At 35.2% G+C, this 24,218-nt stretch carries 23 protein-coding genes; 7 read left to right on the top strand and 16 right to left on the bottom strand.

Going from position 1 to position 24,218, the window contains the following annotated elements; genetic code table 11:
- Positions 1 to 99 precede the first annotated feature (99 nt).
- From AC3WVA_RS11430 to AC3WVA_RS11365, 14 genes are all read right to left on the bottom strand, one after another.
- Entirely contained in the window at positions 100 to 714 is a 615-nt protein-coding gene (locus tag AC3WVA_RS11430; RefSeq protein WP_098347246.1) for a peptidoglycan DD-metalloendopeptidase family protein, read from the bottom strand.
- A gap of 84 nt (positions 715 to 798) precedes the next feature.
- The gene (locus tag AC3WVA_RS11425; RefSeq protein WP_098520364.1) at positions 799 to 1,380 is read right to left on the bottom strand and encodes a cob(I)yrinic acid a,c-diamide adenosyltransferase; all 582 of its coding nucleotides are present in this window, start codon (positions 1,378 to 1,380) and stop codon (positions 799 to 801) included.
- Positions 1,381 to 1,514: 134 nt separating this feature from the next.
- Positions 1,515 to 3,290, bottom strand: a complete 1,776-nt coding sequence (gene resE / locus AC3WVA_RS11420; RefSeq protein WP_098347244.1) for a sensor histidine kinase ResE — start codon at positions 3,288 to 3,290, stop codon at positions 1,515 to 1,517.
- Positions 3,290 to 4,006: a DNA-binding response regulator ResD gene (gene resD, locus AC3WVA_RS11415; RefSeq protein ID WP_098347248.1), complete on the bottom strand. Its 717-nt coding sequence runs from the start codon at positions 4,004 to 4,006 to the stop codon at positions 3,290 to 3,292. Before resD ends, resE begins: the two co-directional genes overlap by 1 nt.
- A 302-nt stretch (positions 4,007 to 4,308) precedes the next feature.
- Positions 4,309 to 5,466 carry a cytochrome c biogenesis protein ResC gene (gene resC, locus AC3WVA_RS11410; RefSeq protein WP_098881702.1) on the bottom strand — a complete coding sequence of 386 codons (1,158 nt, stop codon included), beginning with the start codon at positions 5,464 to 5,466 and terminating at the stop codon, positions 4,309 to 4,311.
- Positions 5,467 to 5,480: 14 nt separating this feature from the next.
- Positions 5,481 to 7,106 (bottom strand): cytochrome c biogenesis protein ResB, encoded by a 1,626-nt coding sequence (resB, locus tag AC3WVA_RS11405; protein ID WP_048526981.1) that lies wholly within the window; start codon positions 7,104 to 7,106, stop codon positions 5,481 to 5,483.
- A 121-nt stretch (positions 7,107 to 7,227) separates the two neighbouring features.
- Complete coding sequence (gene resA / locus AC3WVA_RS11400) at positions 7,228 to 7,749, bottom strand: thiol-disulfide oxidoreductase ResA (protein ID WP_048526979.1); 522 nt, start codon at positions 7,747 to 7,749, stop codon at positions 7,228 to 7,230.
- Positions 7,750 to 7,843: 94 nt separating this feature from the next.
- Positions 7,844 to 8,572, bottom strand: coding sequence for a 23S rRNA pseudouridine(2605) synthase RluB (rluB, locus tag AC3WVA_RS11395; RefSeq protein WP_029440666.1), 729 nt, complete (start codon positions 8,570 to 8,572; stop codon positions 7,844 to 7,846).
- A gap of 289 nt (positions 8,573 to 8,861) precedes the next feature.
- Positions 8,862 to 9,392: a spore maturation protein SpmB gene (spmB, locus tag AC3WVA_RS11390; protein WP_048526975.1), complete on the bottom strand. Its 531-nt coding sequence runs from the start codon at positions 9,390 to 9,392 to the stop codon at positions 8,862 to 8,864.
- Positions 9,389 to 9,985 (bottom strand): spore maturation protein SpmA, encoded by a 597-nt coding sequence (gene spmA / locus AC3WVA_RS11385; RefSeq protein ID WP_071757514.1) that lies wholly within the window; start codon positions 9,983 to 9,985, stop codon positions 9,389 to 9,391. Before spmA ends, spmB begins: the two co-directional genes overlap by 4 nt.
- The gene (gene dacB / locus AC3WVA_RS11380) at positions 9,978 to 11,102 is read right to left on the bottom strand and encodes a D-alanyl-D-alanine carboxypeptidase DacB (protein WP_048526971.1); all 1,125 of its coding nucleotides are present in this window, start codon (positions 11,100 to 11,102) and stop codon (positions 9,978 to 9,980) included. Before dacB ends, spmA begins: the two co-directional genes overlap by 8 nt.
- 111 nt (positions 11,103 to 11,213) lie before the next feature.
- The gene (locus tag AC3WVA_RS11375) at positions 11,214 to 12,128 is read right to left on the bottom strand and encodes a superoxide dismutase (protein WP_048526968.1); all 915 of its coding nucleotides are present in this window, start codon (positions 12,126 to 12,128) and stop codon (positions 11,214 to 11,216) included.
- A gap of 105 nt (positions 12,129 to 12,233) precedes the next feature.
- On the bottom strand, positions 12,234 to 12,725 hold the full coding sequence (locus AC3WVA_RS11370; protein WP_098881701.1) for a YpuI family protein: 492 nt from the start codon (positions 12,723 to 12,725) through the stop codon (positions 12,234 to 12,236).
- A 22-nt stretch (positions 12,726 to 12,747) separates the two neighbouring features.
- Positions 12,748 to 13,137, bottom strand: a complete 390-nt coding sequence (locus tag AC3WVA_RS11365) for a hypothetical protein (RefSeq protein WP_098347240.1) — start codon at positions 13,135 to 13,137, stop codon at positions 12,748 to 12,750.
- A gap of 187 nt (positions 13,138 to 13,324) precedes the next feature.
- Here AC3WVA_RS11365 and mprF point away from each other — a divergent pair, with 187 nt between their 5' ends.
- Positions 13,325 to 15,910, top strand: a complete 2,586-nt coding sequence (gene mprF / locus AC3WVA_RS11360) for a bifunctional lysylphosphatidylglycerol flippase/synthetase MprF (protein WP_098347239.1) — start codon at positions 13,325 to 13,327, stop codon at positions 15,908 to 15,910.
- Between the two features lie 4 nt (positions 15,911 to 15,914).
- Here mprF and AC3WVA_RS11355 read toward each other — a convergent pair whose 3' ends face one another.
- Positions 15,915 to 16,703 (bottom strand): DUF8832 domain-containing protein, encoded by a 789-nt coding sequence (locus AC3WVA_RS11355; protein ID WP_141539479.1) that lies wholly within the window; start codon positions 16,701 to 16,703, stop codon positions 15,915 to 15,917.
- 175 nt (positions 16,704 to 16,878) lie between these two features.
- Between AC3WVA_RS11355 and deoD the strand changes: the two genes are divergently transcribed.
- The 4 genes from deoD (at position 16,879) to AC3WVA_RS11335 (ending at position 20,507) form a co-directional block, all read left to right on the top strand.
- Complete coding sequence (gene deoD / locus AC3WVA_RS11350; protein WP_000110707.1) at positions 16,879 to 17,586, top strand: purine-nucleoside phosphorylase; 708 nt, start codon at positions 16,879 to 16,881, stop codon at positions 17,584 to 17,586.
- A 156-nt stretch (positions 17,587 to 17,742) separates the two neighbouring features.
- Complete coding sequence (locus AC3WVA_RS11345; RefSeq protein WP_098347238.1) at positions 17,743 to 19,554, top strand: sensor histidine kinase; 1,812 nt, start codon at positions 17,743 to 17,745, stop codon at positions 19,552 to 19,554.
- Positions 19,555 to 19,661: 107 nt separating this feature from the next.
- Positions 19,662 to 20,192, top strand: coding sequence for a tyrosine-type recombinase/integrase (locus tag AC3WVA_RS11340; RefSeq protein ID WP_000806236.1), 531 nt, complete (start codon positions 19,662 to 19,664; stop codon positions 20,190 to 20,192).
- Positions 20,193 to 20,312: 120 nt separating this feature from the next.
- On the top strand, positions 20,313 to 20,507 hold the full coding sequence (locus tag AC3WVA_RS11335; RefSeq protein WP_001094861.1) for a DUF3924 domain-containing protein: 195 nt from the start codon (positions 20,313 to 20,315) through the stop codon (positions 20,505 to 20,507).
- Between the two features lie 282 nt (positions 20,508 to 20,789).
- Here the strand turns inward: AC3WVA_RS11335 and AC3WVA_RS11330 are convergent, their stop codons facing one another.
- Complete coding sequence (locus AC3WVA_RS11330) at positions 20,790 to 21,635, bottom strand: DUF72 domain-containing protein (RefSeq protein WP_492321914.1); 846 nt, start codon at positions 21,633 to 21,635, stop codon at positions 20,790 to 20,792.
- A 160-nt stretch (positions 21,636 to 21,795) separates the two neighbouring features.
- Here AC3WVA_RS11330 and AC3WVA_RS11325 point away from each other — a divergent pair, with 160 nt between their 5' ends.
- On the top strand, positions 21,796 to 23,067 hold the full coding sequence (locus AC3WVA_RS11325) for an ATP-binding protein (protein ID WP_098881700.1): 1,272 nt from the start codon (positions 21,796 to 21,798) through the stop codon (positions 23,065 to 23,067).
- 245 nt (positions 23,068 to 23,312) lie between these two features.
- Positions 23,313 to 24,218, top strand: a 906-nt coding sequence (locus AC3WVA_RS11320) for a collagen-like repeat preface domain-containing protein (protein WP_492321913.1), incomplete at its 3' end; no start/stop codon positions are given.

Raw genomic sequence — 24,218 nt, 5'->3', positions numbered from 1 at the left:
TGTATTTTTTCATCAGCTGTAAATTTAGCCATAGAAAAACTGCACCTCCAATTGTTAGACTGTGTCTAACAATTGGGTGCAGTTCAAACTAGCTCTTTTTTACTTTACATATAATTGTTGATTTGGATAAATAAGCTCTTGCTGCAGTCCGTTTTTTTCTTTAATTTCCTTAACTGACATACTAAATTTCCGTGCAATACTAACTAAAGTGTCCCCTTTTTGGACGACATATAACGATGAAGAAACGACTTCATTTCTTTGTTCATTTAAAACAAGCAACGGATTCATCGCATTCTTTTTCGCCATCGTCCATCTTCCTTGATGAACTTCTAAATGTAAGTGCGCACCTCGCGATTCTCCTGTATTTCCTACTTCTCCAATTATTTTCCCTTTTGAAATATAATCTCCTTGAACTACATATCTCTTATTTAAATGTGCATATACAGCCTCATATTCTCCATGTTTAATAAATACGACATTTCCGTAACTACTGGAATAATAAGACTTTGTTACCCTACCTTCCTGAATCGCTGCCACAGGTGCCCCGATCGGTGCCGCTATATCTATACCGTAGTGTTTTCCGTGCCTTGTCCCAAAATAATCACTTATCTTTCCATCAACAGGCCATGTCCATTGATTTCCCTCTGCGTACACATGTAATTGAGATAAAAACAGTACTGTCAATAACATGACGCCACGTTTTAACACTTTCATATACATCCTCCGTTTTCTAATTACCACCATACCTTCTCTATTTTGGTATATTACAGAAAAAAGTATACAAAAAAAGAAAGTGAATCACTCCACTTCCTTCTCATTTTTATCACGAAAAACGATTGCACTGCGATTATACTCTACATCTTTTACTTGTAATCGAGCATTTATTACTCTAGCTACTGCAAATAAATAATCAGATAATCTATTTACATACTTTAGAACAACTTCATTGATTTCCCCTTCTTTTTGTAAAGTCACTATACACCGCTCCGCTCGCCTTACAACAGTACGTGCCATATGAATAGCAGCAGCAGGCTCGCTTCCACCTGGTAAAATAAAGCGCTCTAGCGGCGGTGCTTCTTCTATATACGAATCAATCCTTCCTTCTAAACTTTCGACCATTTCAATCGTCACTTTATAAGGGATTTTCCCTGCTACTATCGCCAAGTCTCCTCCGCAATCAAATAGTTCATGTTGAATATTTTCAAGTTCATGGTAAATATCTCCGAAAGACTTACCTTGTAGCTTTGTCATCGCATATCCAATATGAGAATTTGCCTCATCTATCGTGCCATATGCTTCAACCCGGATATCATCTTTATCCACTCTGTCGCCTATTACACTTGTTTTCCCTTTATCTCCTGTTTTTGTGTATAATTTCATCGCTTTACGACACCCCTCTTATTATTCTTCATTCGACTAAGATAGAAAAAAGTTCTACTATTATTTATTTAATTGATTTACAAAAAAATAAAAACAGTAGAACTTTATTCATTATCAACTTTAAAAACACATATCTAAATTATACGATTCGGTAAATATACAGAGAATGTAGTTCCCTCTCCAACAACACTTGAAACAGCAATTTTCCCCTCATGACCTTGCACAATATTTTTCGCAATCGCAAGCCCGAGTCCTGTTCCACCTTTTTTCCCACGTGTTCTTGCTTTATCAGCTTTATAGAAACGATCAAATAAAAACGGAATATCTTCCTCGGGAATACCAGCACCCGAATCTTGCACTTCAAAAATAAGTCCATTATTTTTCGTATCAATTACAAGCGTTACATGACCGCCTGCATTCGTATGACGAATTGCGTTATCAATTAAATTCGTCAATACTTGTTCCATACGATCTGCATCAAACGGGTATTGCTCAATTGGATTTTGGAAATCAACCGTTAATTCGACTTCTTTATCCTTTGCAATCCCTTGGAATTTTCGGCCTATTTTTTCAACGAAAGGATGAATATCTACTTCACCGATATGTAACTCAACATTACCACTTTCCATACGCGCTAAATCTAACAATTCATTTACAAGTTTACCTAAACGGACGGATTCATCATAAATGATTTGAACAAACTCATTAATTTCTTCTTTCGTTTGCACAATATCATCTAAAATTGCTTCACTGTATCCTTGAAGCATTACCATCGGTGTACGAAGTTCATGTGATACGTTCGCAATAAAGTCTTGACGCATCTTCTCAAGACGACGTTCTTCCGTCATATCACGCAATACCGCTACAGCCCCACGAATTTTCGTTTGGTTGTAAAGCGGCGTCATAAGAACTACGTAGTTACCTTTTTGTAAATTAATTTCAACTACTTGTTGTTGTTCGCTTTCTACAACGAGATGGAATAGTTCAACAAGTTCAGAAGGTAGCTTTTTACTTAATTCGACTTCTTTTTCTTCTTGCCAAACTTGTAAAAAATGTTCAGCCGGCGGATTGATTACAACAACTTCGCCTTCTTGATTTAACGTAATAACCCCATCTGCCATACTACTTAAAATACTAGCTAACTGTTCTTTCTCTTGTTGCAGGGCATTCATATTAAACTTCAACTGTTTCCCCATTTGATTTAAGGCCGTTGCAAGCTCACCAATCTCGTCCTGAGATACCATAGGAGCTTTCGCATCAAACTTCCCACGCGACACCTCAAAAGCAACCTCACGCATTTTACGAAGTGGTGCTGTAATTCGAGTAGATAAGAAGAATGCAAAGAAAGTTGTTAATATAATCGCAATCCCTGCTGATAAGAATATAAAATCAGTCGTTCTTTCCATACCTTGTATCGGTACTTGTAAAGATTCGTATACGAACACTGCACTTTGATTTTTTGACTGTACTGGTTTTCCAACAATCATAATATCATTTTCAGTGTTTTTATTCTTTCTACTATTAGAGGCTTTTCTAATGTTATTCTTAATTTCTTTTTTGTCTGTAAAAACAGCCGCTAATTCTTTATCTTCTTTCAAATCATCCATTGTAAGAGTAACTAAACCTTCTTGTTTCGGCGAAGAAGATATTTCTTTACCATCTTCTACAATAATGATCCTTGAAAGTGGATCAGAGAATTTGTACGCGATATTCTCAATCGTTTTTACATCGGCACCTTCTTCAATTAACTCTGAAACACTTGTTGCAACTTTTTGAAGCCTAGTTTCACTCATATCAACATAATACGTTCTAAAAAACTGTGAAAGTAAAATTGCAACAAATCCAAGCACAAACGAAACGAGAAGTAATATGGTCATCCATAACTTCCCTACTACACTTCTCCAAAGCATCAGTCGTTCACAACCTCAAACTTGTAACCTACGCCCCAAACGGTAACAATCATCTTCGCAGCTTCTGGTGATTTTTTGCTTAACTTCTCACGTAAACGCTTTACATGCGTATCAACTGTTCGTAAATCTCCGAAGAATTCATATTGCCATACTTCTTTTAACAATTGCTCACGATCAAACACTTTATCAGGCGCTTTCGCTAAGAATAATAGTAATTCGTACTCTTTTGGTGTTAAGTTCACCTCATTACCATCTGCTGTAACACGGTGTGCATCATTATCAATTGTTAAATGAGGGAACACAGTAACATCTTTTGTCGTTGTATCTTGTGTAAAGAATGTTGTTGGTACAGAACGGCGTAAGACCGCTTTCACACGAAGCACTACTTCACGTGGGCTAAATGGTTTCACAATATAATCATCTGTGCCTACCTCAAACCCTTGTACGCGGTTTACTTCTTCACCCTTTGCTGTCAACATAATAATTGGCGTCGCCTTCTTCTCACGAACCCCTTTACACACTTCAATACCATCTTTACCAGGCATCATAAGATCTAATAAGATTAAATCATAATCATTTTGCAGTGCCATTTCTAAAGCTGTATCACCATTGTCTGCTTCTTCAATTGTGTATTGTTCTCTCTCTAAATACATTTTCAACAAACGACGAATACGATCCTCATCGTCTACAATTAAAATTCTTGATTCATTTTCCATTTCTACCCGTTGCGTACTTTTACCACAACGGTTCACACCTACCCTTCTATACTATTATGTTGCGCTATTCTCGTTTATTTAAGCAATCTTCTAAATGTTTCACTTTCCATATTATGCTTCACAAGAATAATAAAGTTTGTTCAATTTTTTTCCAAAACTATGTATTTTTTTTGAACAGTATATAATGTCCTCGACATCATTTTACAAAATCAACCGCTACTTTGTCATGTTTTTCTCAAAAAAGAAGAAAAGTTGACAAAAATAAAATAGGAAAGTGACATACACTCTCCTATTTTATTTCTCTATGCGTATGAATGTAAACCCGCGATAATTAAGTTTACTACAATAAAGTTAAACATAATGATTGCAAAACCAATTACCGCTAACCATGCCGACTTCTCTCCATGCCACCCTTTTGATAAGCGTAAATGCAATACCGCCGCATAAAAGAGCCAAGTAATAAGCGCCCAAACCTCTTTCGGATCCCAGCCCCAAAAACGTGTCCACGCTATTTGAGCCCAAATCATCGCAAAAATCAATGCACCTAATGTGAAAACAGGGAATCCAATTGCAATAGAACGATATCCAATTTCATCTAACAAATCACTATTTGTATTTTTTACTAACGGCTGAAGCGCCGCTGATACTCGTTTCCGTAAAACAAGTCTTAATACGATATAAAGTAAAGTTCCAACTAAAACTGACCAAATTACAGTGTTTAATTTTTTCGCATTTACAATCGCTGGGACTTCAGCTTTTGGTTCTAATTTATTTTCTGTCAGTAACTTCCCTTCATGCGGTCCAACTAAAGCCGGAAGATTGTACTTCATCTCCACTTGTTGTTCATTTTTATCAATCCATTGAAACTTCGCTTCATATTTCATACTAGAAAATACTGTTGTTACTCCAATAAATCCAACTGTACAAACAAGTGTGAACACTACCGTTTCTAACCAAAATGTACGTTTACTTCTCGTTGATTGATCTACATTCTTCAATAAATACATAACGCCCGTAATAAAACTAATTGCTAAAATTGCTTGTCCTGCTGCCGCAGTCGTCACATGAATATGTAACCAATTACTTTTTAAAGAAGGAATAAGCGGAGATATTTCCCTCGGAAACATACTCGCATATGCAATTAATAAAAGCGCAACTGGTAATGCAAAGAGTCCAATTATACTTACGCGGTACATAAAATACATGACAATAAATGCCCCAACAAGCATCATGCCGAAAAACGTACCGAATTCAAAAAAGTTACTAACTGGTGCATGTCCTGATGCAACCCACCTTGTAACAAAATATACTGTTTGTGCAATAAATCCTAAAATTGTAATCGTTATTCCTACATTTGCCCATTTATGACCTTTTTCTTTAATCGCTCCCCCGAAAAATAGAGTGGCAATTAAATATAAAATAAATGCGGTAAAGAGAAAGTTACTACTTATTTGCACCATATCGTTTCCCCACCTTAACTAATTTTTTTATCCACTACTTTATCATTTGGCTGCGGAATTGCTGTACCTTCTAGTACTCTTTCAATATCTTTCTTTAAACCGAACCAATTTTTATTCGTATGTCCTGCAATCCACCATTCATCATTAACGCGTTGTATCCAAATACGGCGATGATTCCAATACATTCCTTGAATGACACCAACCATAAATATAAATCCTCCAATACCGAGAATCCAAAGCGTTAAATCTTTCCTTACAGTAAGCGCTGTTGCATTTTGCATTTCCACACCTGCGAAGGACATTTTATACTTATTATTTCCATCAGGTTCTATATTTTGCTGAATACCAACAAAACTCACTTCACCATCTGGTGTTTCAGGTGTAAACATTTTAAACACAAATGCAGGGTTGTTTGGTAATTTCGTTTTTGTATTTGGTCTTCCATTCTCGTCAAAATAAAAATCTGGAAAATAGCTTAATAGCTCTAAAGAATAACCATTTCCTAAATCGAATTTTTCTGTAGGATTCGTTAAATCTACTTTAATTGGTCCCCACTTTTGATTATTTTCTTTGTTTTGCAAGTTAAAAGACATGCTTTTAAATTCACTTTCTTTGTAATCCACTTGATAAACAGCAAATTGATCAAATTTCATTGGCTCATTTACTCGAATTTCCGCTTCTTTTACTTTTTCTAACTTCGGTTTTTGTCCAGCTATATTTTCGCCGACCGCTTTATACAATACAGCATTCGTTTGGAAATTTTTCGCAATCATTTTATCACCTACACGATCAATTGCTTCATCAAAAACTTCCTTGTCCTTACTTTTATCATAAACTTCCTTTATAAACTTCTCGTTTTTTAAATAGTATTGCCCATCCGTTCCTGGTATTTCTTTCGTTTCACCATCACGTAACCAAAGTGCTTCGTCTACGTACATACTCGGTAAAAAACGGAGCATTGCACCGAATAAAAAGATAATGAGACCGATATGATTCACATATGGACCCCAGCGTGAAAACCGTCCTTTTTCAGCTAAAATGTTCCCATCTTCCACTTTCACATTATAGTTCGTTTTCTTTAAATTCATTTGCACTTTTTCCAAATCACCATCTTGCGGTGTACCGGTGCCGTATAATCTTTGTCTCTTTAAAAAGCTAGGGTGTCTTTTCACCCCTTGCTTCTTTAAAGCTTTATAAAGCGGAATGACACGATCTAAACTACATATCACAAGTGAAATACCAATTGAAGCAATTAACATCATATACCACCATGAACCGTATAAATTATTAAAACCTAATTGATAGTATAATTGCCCTAAAAATCCGTACTCCTGCTTATAATATTCAGCTGGCGCGATCCCTGGAGTTATGTACATTTCTTGCGGAAAAATAGTTCCTATCGCTGATGCAGCTAAAGTGATTACAATGAGCCATACGCCTACTTTTACAGAAGAGAAAAAACTCCAAATTTTATCGACTATCGTTTTTGTTTGCGTGAGAGATCGCCGAGCACTCCCCTCATAGCGCATATCCAATAGTTTTACATTTTCATTACTTTCAAATGGTTTCCCGCAAGCTTCACAAAAAACAGTTCCTATTGGATTCACATGTCCACATTCACATTTAATTTCTTTCAACACTCTCACCGCCCCTGTATCTATATGTACTATTGTATATTCTAACCTTAAGTTACCGCAATACTCAGAATTTTTAAACCGAAGGTACTATAGGTAAGCACCTCCTATGTAAAGGCTTTCTTTATTACGGAGTAATTTTCTTTAAATATCCTTCTAACTGTTCTTTCGTTTGTTCACCTATAATTTGTTCCACTACTATTCCATTTTTATCAATCAGGAAGCTTGTCGGTAATGGTCCTACCCCATATGTGCTTATGATTTTTGTTCCTTTATCAATGGCAACCGGGAATTTCAAATCATATTGTTTCACAAAGTTCTTAACAGCAATATCTGTTTCATCTGCATCTAACGCAATAATTTCAACGCCTTTTTCTTTATACTTTGGATATAATTCGTTCATATAAGGCATTTCTTTCTCACAAGGTTTACACCAAGTTCCCCAAAAGTTTAAAAATACACCTTTTCCCTTTAAATCTTTTAGTTCAATTTTCTTTCCTTCTAAATCTGTCACAACAAAGTTAGGTGCTTCTTTTCCGATTTGCATTTTCTCTTTATCAGCAAAGAATCCTTGATAAAGTGTAAATCCTACAGCACCGCATAAAATGAGTAGAATAATAACACGAAATAATAAGCGATTTTTTTTCATATTGTCTCCCCTCTCTTCGACGAGTGATGAATATATGTATTTTTTAATAAATCACCAGCGGAGCATTCCACTGGTGAAAGTTTCACAATATCGATTAGCGAGGCTTTGTAGAAGCCAATGCGCGTAATTGTTTCACCTCATGTGGTGTCAATTCTCTTGCATCACCAGGTCGCAGACTTCCTACTTCTAAGAAAGCATAGCGTTCACGCTTTAGTTTCACTACTTTACAATCTAACGCTTCAAACATACGACGTACTTGACGGTTACGTCCTTCATGAATTGTTAACTGTACAATCGCCATTTCTTTACGCTTGTCCCAAGAAATGATTTTCACACGCGCTGGTGCTGTTTTTCCGTCTTCTAACATAACACCGCGTTCTAACATGCGAATTTTCTCACCTGTTAGTGGACCTTTTATTTTTGCAACATATGTTTTTTCAACTTTATATCTAGGGTGCATTAATACGTTTGCGAAGTCCCCATCATTTGTCATTAATAATACGCCAGACGTATCATAATCTAAGCGTCCGATTGGGAATAAACGTTGTGTAATTTCAGGGAAAAAGTCTGTTACAACATTTCTTCCTTTATCATCTGATACACTTGAAATTACGCCAGTTGGTTTATATAGTAAAAAATAAACAGGTTCTTCTTTTTCAAGAGGAATGTTATTTACTTCTACTTTATCTTGAGGAGTTACTTTCGTTCCTAACTCCTTCACTATTTTTCCGTTAACTTTCACTTTTCCTTGCTGAATTAATTCCTCAGCCTTTCTTCTCGATGCAATACCTGCTTGCGCAATCACTTTTTGTAATCGTTCCATTTCTTTTTTTCACCTCGAATTTATCTTACCTTACATTAGAAAGACTTGGCAACCGCATACGCTTGACGGCTTTTCGCTTCATCTCACTTAAACAACATAGCGATGATAATAAACATATAAAGGTCAAAACATGTTTTTACCTTTTATTATTGTCCATCTTTTTCATATTTCTCACAATAAAAGTTCATCATTTTGTCAAAATTACCGCATAAAAAAACCACTATTAAGCAACAACTTAATAGTGGTCGTATACGTATTATAAGCGAAATAGCATAAAAAATGAATAGTATTACTTAAACAATAAAGAAACAAACACAATGGAACAAATAATTCCGATTAAATCGGCAAAAAGTCCTACTTTTAATGCATCTCCCATTTTTCTAATTCCAACGGCTCCGAAGTATACTGTTAAAATATAAAAAGTTGTATCTGTACTTCCTTGCATCGTAGAAGCTAGCCTTCCAATAAAAGAGTCTGGCCCATATGTGGCAATTAAATCGGTCGTAATACTTAAACCAGCAGAGCCTGAAATAGGGCGTATAAGTGCTAGTGGAACAATTTCTGCTGGGACATGAATTAAATCTAACATCGGCTTCATTACTGATATCATTGCATCCAATGCACCTGAAGCTCGAAATATAGAAATAGATACGAGCATCCCAACCATAAACGGTAAAATGGAGATTGCAATTTGAATTCCTTCTTTTCCTCCCTCAACGAACGATTCGTAGGTTGGCACTTTCTTAATCGTACCATACAAAAGAATAAAACCAATTACACAAGGGATTACCCATAATGAAATTGTATTTACAATGCTCATTTTTTCCGCCCCTTCCTACTCCTTCTTCGGTAAAAATAGCGGTCAATCCAGATCGCTCCGATCATAGAGAGTACTTGTGCAATGAATGTTACCCCAACAATTTCAGTAGGATTCGCTGATTCATACGTCATTCGAATCGAAATGACAGTTGTAGGAATTAAAGTAATCGCTGATGTGTTTAATGCAAGAAACGTCACCATCGAACGGCTCGCCGAATCCTTTCCTCCATTTAACTCTTTCAATTGTTCCATCGCTTTAATACCAAGAGGGGTCGCTGCATTACCTAATCCAAAAAAGTTCGCCATCATATTTGATAGAATAAATCCCATTGATGGATGATCTTTCGGTATTTCTGGAAACAGCCTTTTTACGACCGGCATAAAAAGTGACACTAACTTTTTTAACAACCCTGCTTCCTCTGCAATTTTCATTAAACCGAGCCAAAATACTAAAACACTAATGAGTCCTATACAAATTGTTACTGCATCTTTTGCCCCGTCAAATACAGCTTTATTTATTTCTTCCATCGTTCCGTTTATCATGGCATAAACAATCCCAATGACCGCCATCGCTACCCATACGAGATTAACCATCGCTCCCAACACCTATCATATGAGAAAAAATTTCTTTCACATTATTCCAATACATTCCCGTTGTAGCTACTAACTTTCGTTTACTATAAAATAAATTCCGTTCTCCAACTTTCTCATTGCCAACATAAATTTCTGTCTTCCCAACCTTTACCCCATCCTTAAGTTTTGCACTTTTATCGAGTTCAACTTTTAATACGACATTCTTTCTTTCCTGCTCAGTTAATGGCACCGCAAAACTATTTTTCGTATAAACATGATTGGCATATTTCTTTTCAGTTATTTCAGCAAGAGCTCCTTGCCCTACAACATTCGTTTGTTTGAAACGCTCAAAACCTTTATCAAATAAATTCATATGATCATCCCAATCACTAGAAGCACTCAACGTTACGACAATTAGATCTAGTCCATCTTTTGATGCTGTTGTAACAAGCGTCCGTCCTGCTTTCTTCGTAAAACCTGTTTTCCCTCCTGTTGCAAATTCATAATACGACGTCACGAGTTTATGTTTGTTTTTCCACGGATAATCCCATGAATCTGATTTATACGTTTTTGTCCCAAAAATCTTCTTAAAGGTTTCGTTCCCCATTGCATATTTCGTTAAAAGCGCCATATCATAAGCAGACGAATAATGAGAGCCATCTCCATCCAAGCCATGTGGGTTTGAAAAATGCGTATCTTTCATCCCAATTTGTTTTGCCTTTTCATTCATTAAATATACAAACCCTTCTATACTCCCTCCTACATTTTCAGCAATTACTTGTGCTGCATCATTACCAGATCTAAGCATGAGTCCGTATACTAAATCCTCTAACTTCACTTTCTGTCCAGGCTTTAAATAAATCGCTGACCCTTCTACTCTCACTGCTTCATTACTAACCGATACCATTTCTTTCATTTTGCCTGATTCAGCAGCTAACAAGGCAGTCATAATTTTTGTTATGCTGGCAATCTTTTGTGGCTCATGTTCTGCTTTTCCGTATAATACACGACCTGACTGTTGCTCCATTAACACTGCATTTCGAGCACTAACATTACTGTTCATCTTTGCATATGTAGGAATTGGCATAACGCTTGCGTACATAATAAGAAGCGTAATTATTACACAAATTCGTCTCATATTTCCCCCCACGTCCTTTTGGCACTTTTTGTACAAGTGTATGCTTGGCCTTTTAAAATATGAACGAAATCTCTTGCCCCTTCCAATAAAAAAGACGCAGAAAACCTGCGTCTAATACGGTGTCCATTCAATTTGTTTCGCACTTTCAAATCTTTTTTCCACATCAGGCCAATTGACGACATTCCACCAGTTTTTAATATATTCATCTTTTCTATTTTGGTATTGTAAATAATATGCATGTTCCCACACGTCTAGTACAAGGAGCGGTATCGTATCCCATTGTGTAAATAATTGATGAAGTGTACTTTGCAAAATTTCTAACCGTCCAGATCGTGGCACCCAAACGAGAATCGCCCATCCTGACCCTTCCACTTTAGAAGCTGCTTCTGTGAAATGTTTTTGAAAACGTAAAAAACTCCCAAAATCTTGCTCAATTTGTTGTGAAAGAGCCCCTCTTGGACTTCCGCCACCATCTTTTTTCATGTTATTCCAAAATATCGTGTGTAAGTAATGACCTGATCCATGAAAAGCTGCTTCTCTTTCCCAATGCTTAATTAGATCAAATTGATTTGTTTTTCTCGCTTCTTCCATCATCTTTTCTGCTTTATTTAATCCTTCTACGTAACTGCGATGATGTTTATCATGGTGTAACATCATAATTTCTCTAGAAATATACGGTTCTAACGCATTATACGGATAAGGTAATGGCGGGAGTGTGTGTCCTCCAATTGGAACAGCTCGTTCACTATCCCCTCTTTCATATAGTTCATATTCCTCTTCTCCCTGCACGAACACTTCCTGTAAGTGATGCTGAATATGCTCTACATCATCACTTATTTCATACAAAAACTCTGCATCTGTATCATACTCATGCTCTTTCATACGGTCTAATAACGTTTGAATTTTATAAGCAAGCATATGGACATCATACACTTCCATTGCACGACTATCTAATACGTGAAGAACACTTTCACACCAGCTTTCTACTTCATGAAAGTAATCTGTAAATACACCTTGCTGACTCATGTTACACCTCCTTAATGCTATCCCCTTAAATATATTCAAAGGAAATCCCTTATATAACTGTACAAAAGGAAAAGAAGCTAAGTCCCCTTAGCTCCTTTTTCGACATTAATATTTGTGTAACATCTTTGTTTGATAATCCGTCTCATAATATTCTAGTTCTTCACGCATCAATTGAAATTTACCTTCTAAACTCTTCATCACTAGCTCTATAGATGCAGGTGGCGTTTGTTGAAAAACGATGGAGTTTTTCCCTGTATAAGCAGACCGACTATTTTCGTACCAATGATCATTCTTTGGTGAAAAGAACTCTGCTATTACTTGATGATAAATTTTATATAGAATCTTTTCAGCTGCTGTTTTTCGAAATGGCTGGCTATTTAATAAAACAAAACATGCATCATGTCCTTCTTCACAAAAAACGAGAAGACGTCTTATTGACGCTAATAACCCTTTATAATATTGCTTATTCCCTGCTGGTGTTTCTTCTAATAAAGAAGGCAACGTATGATAATTTACATAATTGGTTATCAAAGTAATAACATCTTCTAAAAACATAGAAACTTGTTCTGTTTGATTTTCAACCATTAGATTAGACATTTTTTCCCTCTCCTTTGCCATTTCACGCTATTTCTACTCTTTTATTTTTATGTAATTCAGCCAATATTTCTTGTACTTTCACCATTGTTTCCACATCAAAATATTGTTGGAATTCTTCTATATTATTTAAATACAAACGTTTTTGCATGCGAAGCTCATTCTCTTTCAGCAAACAACATATCGCTACAATATCCCGCAAATATATGTCTTGTTCTTCTACTTTACATACTGGATTTCCTTCAAAAGGAGTAATTTCTTGTAAAACTTCTTCAAAATATCGTACGTATAAAACGGAAAAGGTTCTTTCTTTATCATTTAATATATATGTCACTTCAGATCTATTAAAAAAATCTTCTGATGTATTAGGTTTTGCTTTCTCTAGCTCATACCCCGCATAACCTATTATAATCATCTACTTCCCCTCTCTTCCTTCTTTCAACTTATTTTAACTTAATTTTCTGACAAACGAAATACTCTTTTAAATATAACCATCATAAAAAATAGCTTCCTTAATACAGGAATTTACCTTTTTATTTTTCTTGAAGTTTGTCATAATAATATTATTGTCTCAGTTTTCTTATACAAGGAGAGTTGTATTTATGTCGTTTTCATGGAAACGTTTCTTACAAATCGGAAAAATTATCTTCCCATTTGTTGTATTAACAATTGTATTCTTTCAAGCAAAAAAAGAATTAGCAGGCATTTCTTTTTTAGAAGCAATCAATACAATTAAAAACATTCCAACCGGAGGAGTATTTTTAGCAATTACACTTGGTGCGTTTGCTGTATCAACAATGTTCTTTTATGACTATGTTATGCTTCGTTATTTAAAAGCTGATATACCAGTCCAAAAAATTTTTCGCATCTCATGGATTGCTAATACTTTAAATGGATTTATTGGATTTGGTGGTCTCGTTGGAGCTGGTGTACGCACAATGCTTTATCGTCCATACATAAAAGAAAATGGCAAACTTATTAAAAGTATCGCCTGGATGACAACTGCTTTTATTAACGGACTCGCAATTCTTTCTTTCCTCGGTCTTATTGGAATATTAGACACAAGTTTTATTTTGCATGAAAAACCCTGGCTATGGCCTGTTCTTATCTTCTTCGCCCTTTTCGTTCCTATATACATTGGCTTTTCTAAACTAAAAAATAGAAAACCAAAGCAAACTGAAGGACAAGAAGAAGGAGAAGAAGAGAAAAATCCAACTGTTTTATACTCATTAGTTTCATTAGTTGAGTGGGTATCTGCCGGTATTGTTATGTACGTCATACTAATATTATTTGGCATCGATATCGAATTTCAAAAGTTTTTAGGTGTGTATGTAATTGCTGCTTTAGCCGGTGTTGTTAGTCTTGTGCCTGGTGGACTTGGTTCATTTGATCTCGTCTTCTTAACTGGACTCGGACAGTATGGCATTGATACAGGCGTATTACTACCTGCTATGTTATTATATCGCCTCGTCTATTACATTTTACCTTTCTGCCTTGGTCTTATTTTTGCAGCTTTTGAAATGACAGGCGTGGCCATTAAAAAGTTTGAAGATAAACCTTTTATTGCGCCTGCATTAGAAACAACTGGTGTTATATGGACTTTGCAACGTGATTTTCTAGGAAAACTAGGTTCATGGGCCTCTGCTGCTTTAACAGTATTTGCTGGATTAATGGTTATTTTATCGACCATCCTACCGACAAGTATAAACAGAGCACACGCCTTACATATTCTAGCTCCAAAATATCTTATTCAATTTTCTTTTAGCTTATCACTAACCTTCGGTATTCTCCTCCTGATCCTTTCACGAGGCATATATTATGGAACAAAGCGTTCTTACTATATGACGATTATTTCTTTAATCGGAGCAGCCATCTTTAATACGCTAAAAGGGATTGATATTGAAGAGACGTTTATTTTATTAATCGTACTTGCTGTATTATATATGCTTCGTAAAAGATTTGTACGCGAGAAAATGGAAGTCTCCCTTTCTGATATGGTAAAAGTTTTTATATTCTTACTCATAACTTTATATTTATATAAAAACTTAGGTATTTTATTTGCAGGTGCAAAAGAAGCTTTTAAACCTGATTTTGTCGTTCGTAATATTACGCAAGTGAAACGAAGTGCATTAGCAGCTGCCTTTTTCGTTCCTACATTTTTACTGATTGGCTCACTCATTGCCAATCGTTATCGAAGTGAATTTCCCGGGCAACCAGCTAATGATAAAAGATTACAAAACTTTTTAGATGAGCATGATGGAAATGTACTTAGTCATCTAGGATTTTTAGGAGATAAACAATTCTTCTTCAGTAGTGATGGGAAAGCGCTCCTTCTCTTCTCTATAACTGGAAAACGTCTCGTTGTGCTAGGTGATCCAATTGGGGATCCTTCCTCCTACCGTACTGTGTTACAAGAGTTTTTAGCTGAGGCTGATCGATTTGGATACATTTGTGTATTCTACCAAATCGAAAGTAAATGGATGAGTTTATATCATGATTTTGGTTACAACTTCTTTAAGCTTGGCGAAGAAGCTGTCGTTGATTTGAATACATTTACAATAACGGGGAAAAAACGGGCCGGTATGCGAGCGACTTTCAATCGTTTTGAACGAGAAGGCTATACATTCTCTATTCACCAGCCACCGTTCTCAAACGAGTTATTTGAAGAGTTAAGAAAAGTTTCAGATGCGTGGCTCGGCGGAAAAAAAGAGAAAAGTTTTTCGCTCGGATACTTTGACCGTGAATATATTAGCCGCGCACCTATTGCTACATTATCTGATGCGGATGGAAAAATCATCGCATTTACAACTTTTATGCCCGTATATCAAGACGGATCGTTGTCTGTTGATTTAATGCGATATTATCCAGATGCACCTAGCGGCATTATGGATGCAATTTTCATCCACCTATTCCAGTGGGCAAAAGAAAATGAATACCATTCCTTTAATATTGGTATGGCACCACTTTCAAATGTAGGTTTATCGACACAGTCTTTCTGGTCTGAACGAGTTGCTGCTGCCATCTTTAATAATGTTCGTTATACGTATAGTTTCAGTGGGTTACGACATTTTAAAGAAAAATATAAACCAGCATGGAGCGGTAAATATTTAGCATTTAGAAAGAATCATTCTTTACCAATTACAATGCTCTCTGTAACAAAATTAATAGGAAAAAGAAAAAACAGCTAAATATTTAGCTGTTTTTTCTTTTTTGAACTTGTACAATAAATTCTTTTTCATATTTCTTACCATTTATATAGAAATCTCCCCATATTTTATACGTTCCTTCAGCAGGAAATGTAATACGATATTGCAATTGCTCATCTGTATCAACAGGTATTGCGTATAAAAAGTTTTCTCTCGCTTCGTCCACGATATAGAGCGCCTCCACTTCTCCTCTCTCTGAATGTAGTTTCAATTTCTCACCCTTTTTCGATTGGAATTGAAATGTTAACGTCGCTGGTTCATTCGGATGCAATGCACCAAATAAAAGAGAAACTTCATACTCCCCTATTTTTTTTGTAAGTACACTATCGATTGAAAATTTTACTTTTTTCTTATTTTTCTCCTCTACTTCTCTCCCAAAATCTTTCTTCGCAAATGATTTCACCGACTTATTTTTGTCTTCATATAAAAATATTGTATATCTTTCATCTTTCGCTATTTTGGAAGATACTTTATATAATCCATTCCCTGCAAATGTAGGTTTCATTTGTTGTACATGCTTTAATTGTCCGTCCACAATAACTGCCCGAATTTGATCATTTACACCACGAACTTCGTTATTTTTATTATTTAGTAATTGAAACGAAATATCTACTTTCTCATTTCCTTTTCCATTTGACACATCCCATTTTACTTCCTGAACATCACCTACAGTCTCTGTAGTTTCTTGGTACTTTTTTATGTAAAATCCTCCTACTACAATAAATAACAAAGCAACAAATCCAATGACAAGATTTTTCAAGACATCACCTACCATTTTTATTGTCTCTGCTCATACAAAACTTCTTACTTATATATTCTAGATTGTGATTTATGAAATCCTCCTGTTTCGCACATATTACAAATAATAAAAAGATTTTAATTGAAAGGATTCGTAGTGTATAATGCAAATGATATTGATTTCTATCAATACATTATAAGGAGGACTTTTCATGAGTGTACATATTGAAGCAAAACAAGGCGAAATCGCTGAATCTATTCTATTACCTGGTGATCCATTACGTGCAAAATATATCGCTGAAACATTTCTAGAGGACGTTACATGCTATAATAACGTGCGTGGCATGTTAGGGTTCACTGGAACTTATAAAGGAAAACGTGTATCTGTTCAAGGTACAGGTATGGGTGTTCCTTCTATTTCTATTTATGTAAACGAATTAATCCAAAGCTACGGAGTTAAAAATTTAATTCGCGTTGGAACTTGCGGTGCGATTCAAAAAGACGTAAAAGTACGTGACGTTATTATTGCAATGACAGCTTGTACAGATTCTAATATGAACCGTTTAACATTCCCAGGTTTCGATTTTGCACCAGCTGCAAACTTTGATCTTTTAAAGAAAGCTTACGATGCTGGAACTGAAAAAGGCTTACATGTTCGTGTTGGTAATGTTTTAACAGCAGATGTATTTTACCGCGAAAGCATGGACATGGTTAAAAAACTTGGAGATTACGGTGTACTAGCAGTAGAAATGGAAACAACTGCTCTTTACACTTTAGCAGCGAAATACGGTGTAAATGCGTTATCTGTATTAACAGTAAGTGATCACATCTTCACTGGTGAAGAAACAACATCTGAAGAGCGTCAAACTACATTTAACGAAATGATTGAAATCGCTTTAGATGCAGCAATTCAACAATAATACATTAAAGAACTCGTCATACGTCTGTCGAGTTCTTTTTATGTGACTTTTTATTAAAAACTACTTTCGGAAGAGACAGATTTTCTCCTCTACTTTTTTGTACCATTTGTTATAATAAAGAAATCATTTACAGTATTTCTCACAAGAGGTGACGCAGTGAAAAACAGAAGTATCGTCTTTAAACTATTTTTATTAACATCAACATTATTTACAATCATATTCCTCCTTTTTTTCTTAGGACAATCTCTATTTTTAGAAAAATTTTATATTAATAAAAAAGTAAAAACAGTTCAAACTGCTTTTGAAAAATTCGTAGCTAATTATGAAAAAAGCGAAAAAGACCCTGAGGAAATTAGAAAACTAAAACAAGAATTTCATGATAAAACAAATGCTGATATGCAATTTTTAAATTCTGAGGGCATTATTAAAAGTGACAGCAATTACTACATTGATGTAATTAATCCTAAAAATAATGAAACATATTTTATTCCACTCAATAATCTTTTAACGCCTGAAGAATATAAGAAATTCGAAAACTTAGGATTGAAAAAAGATGGCATGATAAACGTCATCGGTTTGTTACGAGGGAGAACAATAACACCACTAGAATTGACAACAAATTATAATAGATGGCAAAACGAACGTGTCACTTCAGATTTTCAATCCATTAATGGCAACTCTTCCAAAAATAGACTTACAAACCGCTCTAAAACTGTAACTCAAATTGAGTTTACTGGTATTATATCTAAATTACAGCTCCCATCAAAAGCCGAGGTTCGGCTTGCAAATGATTTTGAAACATTACAAGCCGTTCAATATTTTGCAGACATTATTAGAAATGGCACTGCTAACTCGCACCAATTAAACACTTATATAATAGATGGCGGAGAGAATATAAAGAATAGTATCTTTGTAAAACCTATTATGAAAGACGGAAACATTACAGAATACGCTTTTGCGATAGCATCTTTACAGCCTGTTAATGAAGCAATGCTCGTTTTAAAGGATTATTATGTCTATGCCTTAATCATCGTATTTCTCGTCATTATTTTGTTATCCTTCTACTACTCAAAAATCATTGTGAAACCATTAATTAAAATTAATCGCGTTACAAAAAAAATGGCCAATTTTGATTTTAGCGAGAAATTACCTGTGACAGCAGACGATGAGATTGGTGGGCTTTCCGGTAGTATTAATACGTTATCGGTAAACTTAAAAGACCGAATTGATCGATTAAATGTTGCCAATACAAAATTACAACAAGATATTGAACGTGAACGTCAATTAGAGAAAACACGAAAAGAATTCATTTCTGGCGTATCACACGAATTAAAAACACCACTTAGTGTAATTAGAAGTTTCGCAGAAGGAATTAAAGATGGCGTTAGTAAAGATACGACGTATTACACAGATGTTATTTTAGAAGAAACCGAAAACATGAACAGACTTATTGTTGAAATGTTAGAATTAGCAAAATTAGAATCAGGTACGTACAAGCTAGACATGACGACATTCTCAATCGGTGAATTAATTCAACAAGTCTATACAAAGTTATTATTTAGCATGGAAGAAAAGCATTTACAAGTGAACATAGGTGTAGACTCTTCTATATTTGTTCAAGCGAATCGTAGTCGTATTGAGCAAGTGGTTGTGAACTTACTTAGCAATGCCATTCGCTATACGCCAGAAGGAGAAAAAATACAAGTTTCCGTTATAGCAATGGAAGATACAGTAAAAATACAAATTGAAAACACAGGAAACCCTATCCCAGAAGAAAGTCTTGAAAAAATTTGGGATCGTTTCTACCGTTTAGATGCATCTCGTAGCCGTCATACTGGTGGTACTGGTCTCGGATTATCAATTGTAAAAAACATTTTAGACCTTCACCATGCGGAGTACGGTGTATATAACACAACTAATAGTGTTGTATTCTACTTTAATTTACAAAAAGTAAAAGAAGTCAAATAATTTGTCTTAATTTCACTAGGAGTTCACATGAAATTCACACTCTCCCTTTATAGTAAGAAACAAGTTAATCCTTTCCTTTACACATATAAAAGAGGAGAGTGCGTGAAATGAAACAAGCAGGACAACCTATTCAAAATGAAAAACAATTAGAAACTATCAAAAATATACTTTTACAATCTTCGAAACGTGATGGCTTATTATTCGTATTAGCTGTAAATTCTGGCTTAAAAGTAAGTGAAATCTTACAATTAAAAGTTAGTGATGTAATCGATGAAAATGAAAATGTTCGCCATTCCATTTTATTTTACAATGAAAAAGTAAAGAAACATAAATGGTTTGCTGTTAATGAAGACTTACAGCACGCAATCGAAGACTACATGAAAGAACGTAAAACTTGGAAACGTAATGAACCATTATTAAAGTCTCAAAAAGGAACAAAATCTATTACGAGACAACATGCATGGTACATTTTAAACAAAGCTGCAAAAGAAGTTGGATTAGAAGGGATTAGCTCACATACACTTCGAAAAACTTGGGGATATTGTGCATACAAATCAGGTGTTGACATCGCATTTTTACAACACTTCTTTGATCATAGTACTCCATCAAAAACTTTAAAGTATATCGGTATTGCTTAATAACTCTTATACATAAAAAAGGTTACCATTTTATAAATGGTAACCTTTTTTATGTTTCACATTCTCTTCCCTTGTCTCTCCTATATTGTAGTGGTACTCTAATAGTAAGGGGGAGAAATTATGAACACATTAACAATTGAATTACCGAAAGAAACGGCTGAAAAACTTGATTTATTAAAACAAGCTTACGAAAAGAAAACAGGTGCTTCCATTTCTGAGAGTACTCTAGTTCAAACACTTATCTCAAAAGAGTTTATCCAGGCTATAACTCCTTTTGATTTACAACAATTTGTCACTGGAAAAGAACAGCATTAATTGCTGTTCTTTTTTTGTACTTTATCAGGAGATCCCCAATAAAAACTTCGTTGCTTCATCCAAACTTTTTATTTGGAATCTCCCTACTGTTCATATCTCATAAAAAGTTTTTATTTATTTTTCGGAAAACTATTGACAATGATAATGATAACCATTATCATTTATTACGAAGCCAACAATTGATGAATCAACCAAACGCTCAGTAACATTGTTACCCCTCTTTTTCATATAGAAAGGCACTGTACATTCCCCCTGTTTGTACAGTGCCTTTCTTGTTTATTATCATTCAAACAAATTTAATTGCTCGGGCTTCGGCTCACCATATGTAATATTCATCATTTTCATAAGTTGTTTCGCATTATCAGCTGCATCTCCGCCTGAATTGTTGTTAAATAGTACATATATGTTCTTTGTCTTCTTTTTTAATTGCTCTAATCTTTCTACCCATTCTTCTAATTCTTTATTGTTGTAGCGATATAAGCAACGAACCGCTCTCCAATTTTCTCCTTTATCAAGCCAACCATGAACATTTCGACCATGAAAACGTATTAACACCATCTCTGCATTTGTTACTTCTAGTACGAGCGGTACTGAACCTATTCCGGCCTGCGGCTCATCACAAATCGTATGCATCCATTTCTCTTGTTCCAAAAACTGTAGCGTCTTATCTCTCATTTCCGGATAAAACCATGTTTGATTCCGAAATTCTATGGCACATGGCAAATCTTCCATTTTTTCTTTCGTATATCGAAGAAAATCTACATTTTTCTTTTTGCAATCAAACCATGGTGGATATTGAAATAAAATCGTTTTTAATTTACCAGCTTCTATTAAAGGAAGAATAGATTGTTTATACACATCAAACATTTCATCAAACGTAGAAAAAGGTATTTCACCTTTCATATGTCCCGTCATCCCTTGATACGCTTTTACGACAAACGAAAAATCATTCGGTGTCTCCATTGCCCATTTTGTATAATTTCGTGCAGGTTGCATCGCATAAAATGAACTATCCACTTCTACAATAGGAAAATGCTCACTATATGTTCGTAATTTATTTCTATTTTCATAGGGATCTATATATAAAGAATCATGGTCTCCCCATCCTGTTACTCCAATGAAAAGCAAATATATCCCTCCCTTTTTCACTTCACTTTCTATTCATTCTACTCACTTCCTGAACACTTCGACTAATCAATTTCATTAAGTAGTCCCTTCTTTCAGAGTATCCGTATAAAAATATGATATACTAGATGGAAGAATTTTTAAATTGAGGGGTTATTTATTTATGCTTCCAAACGATGATATTGTATCTCATGAAAAACGAATAGAAGAACTAGAAAACAAAGTACGTTTTTATGAAGAACTTGTGAATCAATTACCACATCATTTCACATACAAAAATCCACATATTGGTTTACAAATAAAGAAAACGAGAACGACTCATTCCATTCAAAACATACAAAAAGAAAATAAAGAGGCTGATTTTCAACTTACTTGCGATTCATTATTTTTATTTGAACAACTTGAAACATACTTTGTTCATATTTTTGATGCTTTCTCACATCATGTAACCTTTGTTGATAATAAAGGAAATATAACATTATGTAATCAAATTGCAGCAGATGATTTTAGTGTAGTACGAAATGATATTATCGGAAAGCCAATTCAACAACTACTACAATTACCAGAAGAAAAAATTAAAGCTCTTGAAACATTAAGAACAGGCACAGAAATATATAATGAAGAAGTTTTAGACAAAAACTATGGCATTTTAAATAACCGAATTATTCGTGATTATAACGGAGAGATTTTTAGAGTTATTAGTGTCTTTCATTATTTAAACTCAGAACGTGATGCAGAAAAATTTTCGTTAGCAGGACGAATCGCAGCTGGTATTGCACATGAAGTACGTAATCCTCTTACAACCGTACGAGGTTATTTACAATTTTTACAAGAAAGTGTTTCTCCATCTAATAAAGAACTATTTAAAAACTTACTTATTCCTGAATTAGATCGCGCAAATAGTATTATTACAAAATTTTTATCTATTTCAAAAACACGCGAATTTACAAGAGAACCCTTTCCCATTAATACGTTTTTACGTGAATATATTCAACAGTTACTAGCTAGTGAAGTCTTTTTACATAATATTTCAATTGATTATAATTTCTCTACCGAATTAGATAATATATTAGTCCATATTGATCGTCACGAACTTGTGCAAGTTTTTTTAAACCTATTTCAGAACGCTGTCGATGCGCAAGGTGAAAAAAAACTTTCTATCCAAATCACTAGTTATCGCCTAGATAATTTTGTTCGTATTACATTCACTGATAATGGGATTGGTATTCCTCCAGCCATTCAAGAATATATCTTTGATCCATTCTTCTCAACAAAAGATTCAGGCACAGGTCTGGGCTTGTCAGTAACGAAGAAAATCATTCAAAATCATAACGGTACATTAAAAATGGCTAGTAATGAAAACGGGACAACTTTCACTATTTCAATTCCAATCTTACCTAAAACAGCCCTTGAAAAATTAAATCACTGCGAATAAAGGATCAACCCACAAAGTGCATGCCAATTGTTCAGTACTCCCAACAATTGGCATGCACTTTTTTATGTTGCACTTTTCTTCTTTACATTATACAAAACCTTCCCTATAACCTTACTTATCTTTTGCTAGGTGGGACAATTTCTTATTTTTTTAGAAATGGTAGTTTGTCCATCACGAATTTAGTATAAATTTCATTTTAATATATAGTAATGACTATTGATTCTATGGAAGAAAGGAATGAAAAGATGAACAATAAAAATAAAGGAAAAGTATTTTATGGGAATGATTGTTGCGAAGTCAGAGCTTGTAGTCATATTAACATTTCTAAGTCTGAACTTACAGAATTCGTTAGACTTCTTCAAGCTCTTGGCCAAGCTATTCAAGCTGTCTTTCAAACCCCTTCTCAAAATAATATCGATAACTTAATCGCTGCCCTAAATAACTTACAAAAATTCCTCAATTGCTTAGATTTATCTCCAGCACAAAAACAAATTGGAAATTCTATTATCGCTAATCTATTAACTATTTTAAGAACAACACCTTTCTCATGCGGAGCATTGTACGTTGAGCTACAAAGCCTGCTTAATTATTTATTGTATATCTCTAAGTTATTCAAAGTAGATTGTTGTACGATCGACAAACTAGTTAAACTCATAACAGAGATCCAAACTATCCTAGTTCAATACGGATCAGGTTGCCTTGGTGGAGGAGGAGCAACAGGCGCTACTGGTGCTACTGGACCTCAAGGTGCTACCGGGCCTCAAGGACCAGCGGGTGCCCAAGGTGCTACTGGACCTCAAGGACCAGCGGGTACTCAAGGCGCTACTGGACCTCAAGGGCCTCAAGGTGCACAGGGACCAGCGGGTGTTCAAGGCGCTACTGGACCTCAAGGACCTCAAGGTATTCAAGGACCGGCCGGTGCTACTGGTGCTCAAGGACCAGCTGGCGCTCAAGGTGCTACTGGACCTCAAGGACCAGCTGGCGCTCAAGGTGCTACTGGTGCTCAAGGTGCTACTGGTGCTCAAGGTGCTACTGGACCTCAAGGACCGGCGGGCGCAACAGGTGCTACTGGTGCTCAAGGACCAGCTGGCGCTCAAGGTGCTACTGGACCTCAAGGACCGGCTGGCGCAACAGGTGCTACTGGTGCTCAA

Source organism: Bacillus sp. EB106-04-02-XG92 (assembly GCF_058791995.1).
The sequence above is the reverse complement of the archived record's forward strand: the minus strand, read 5'-3'. Positions and strand labels throughout refer to the sequence as shown.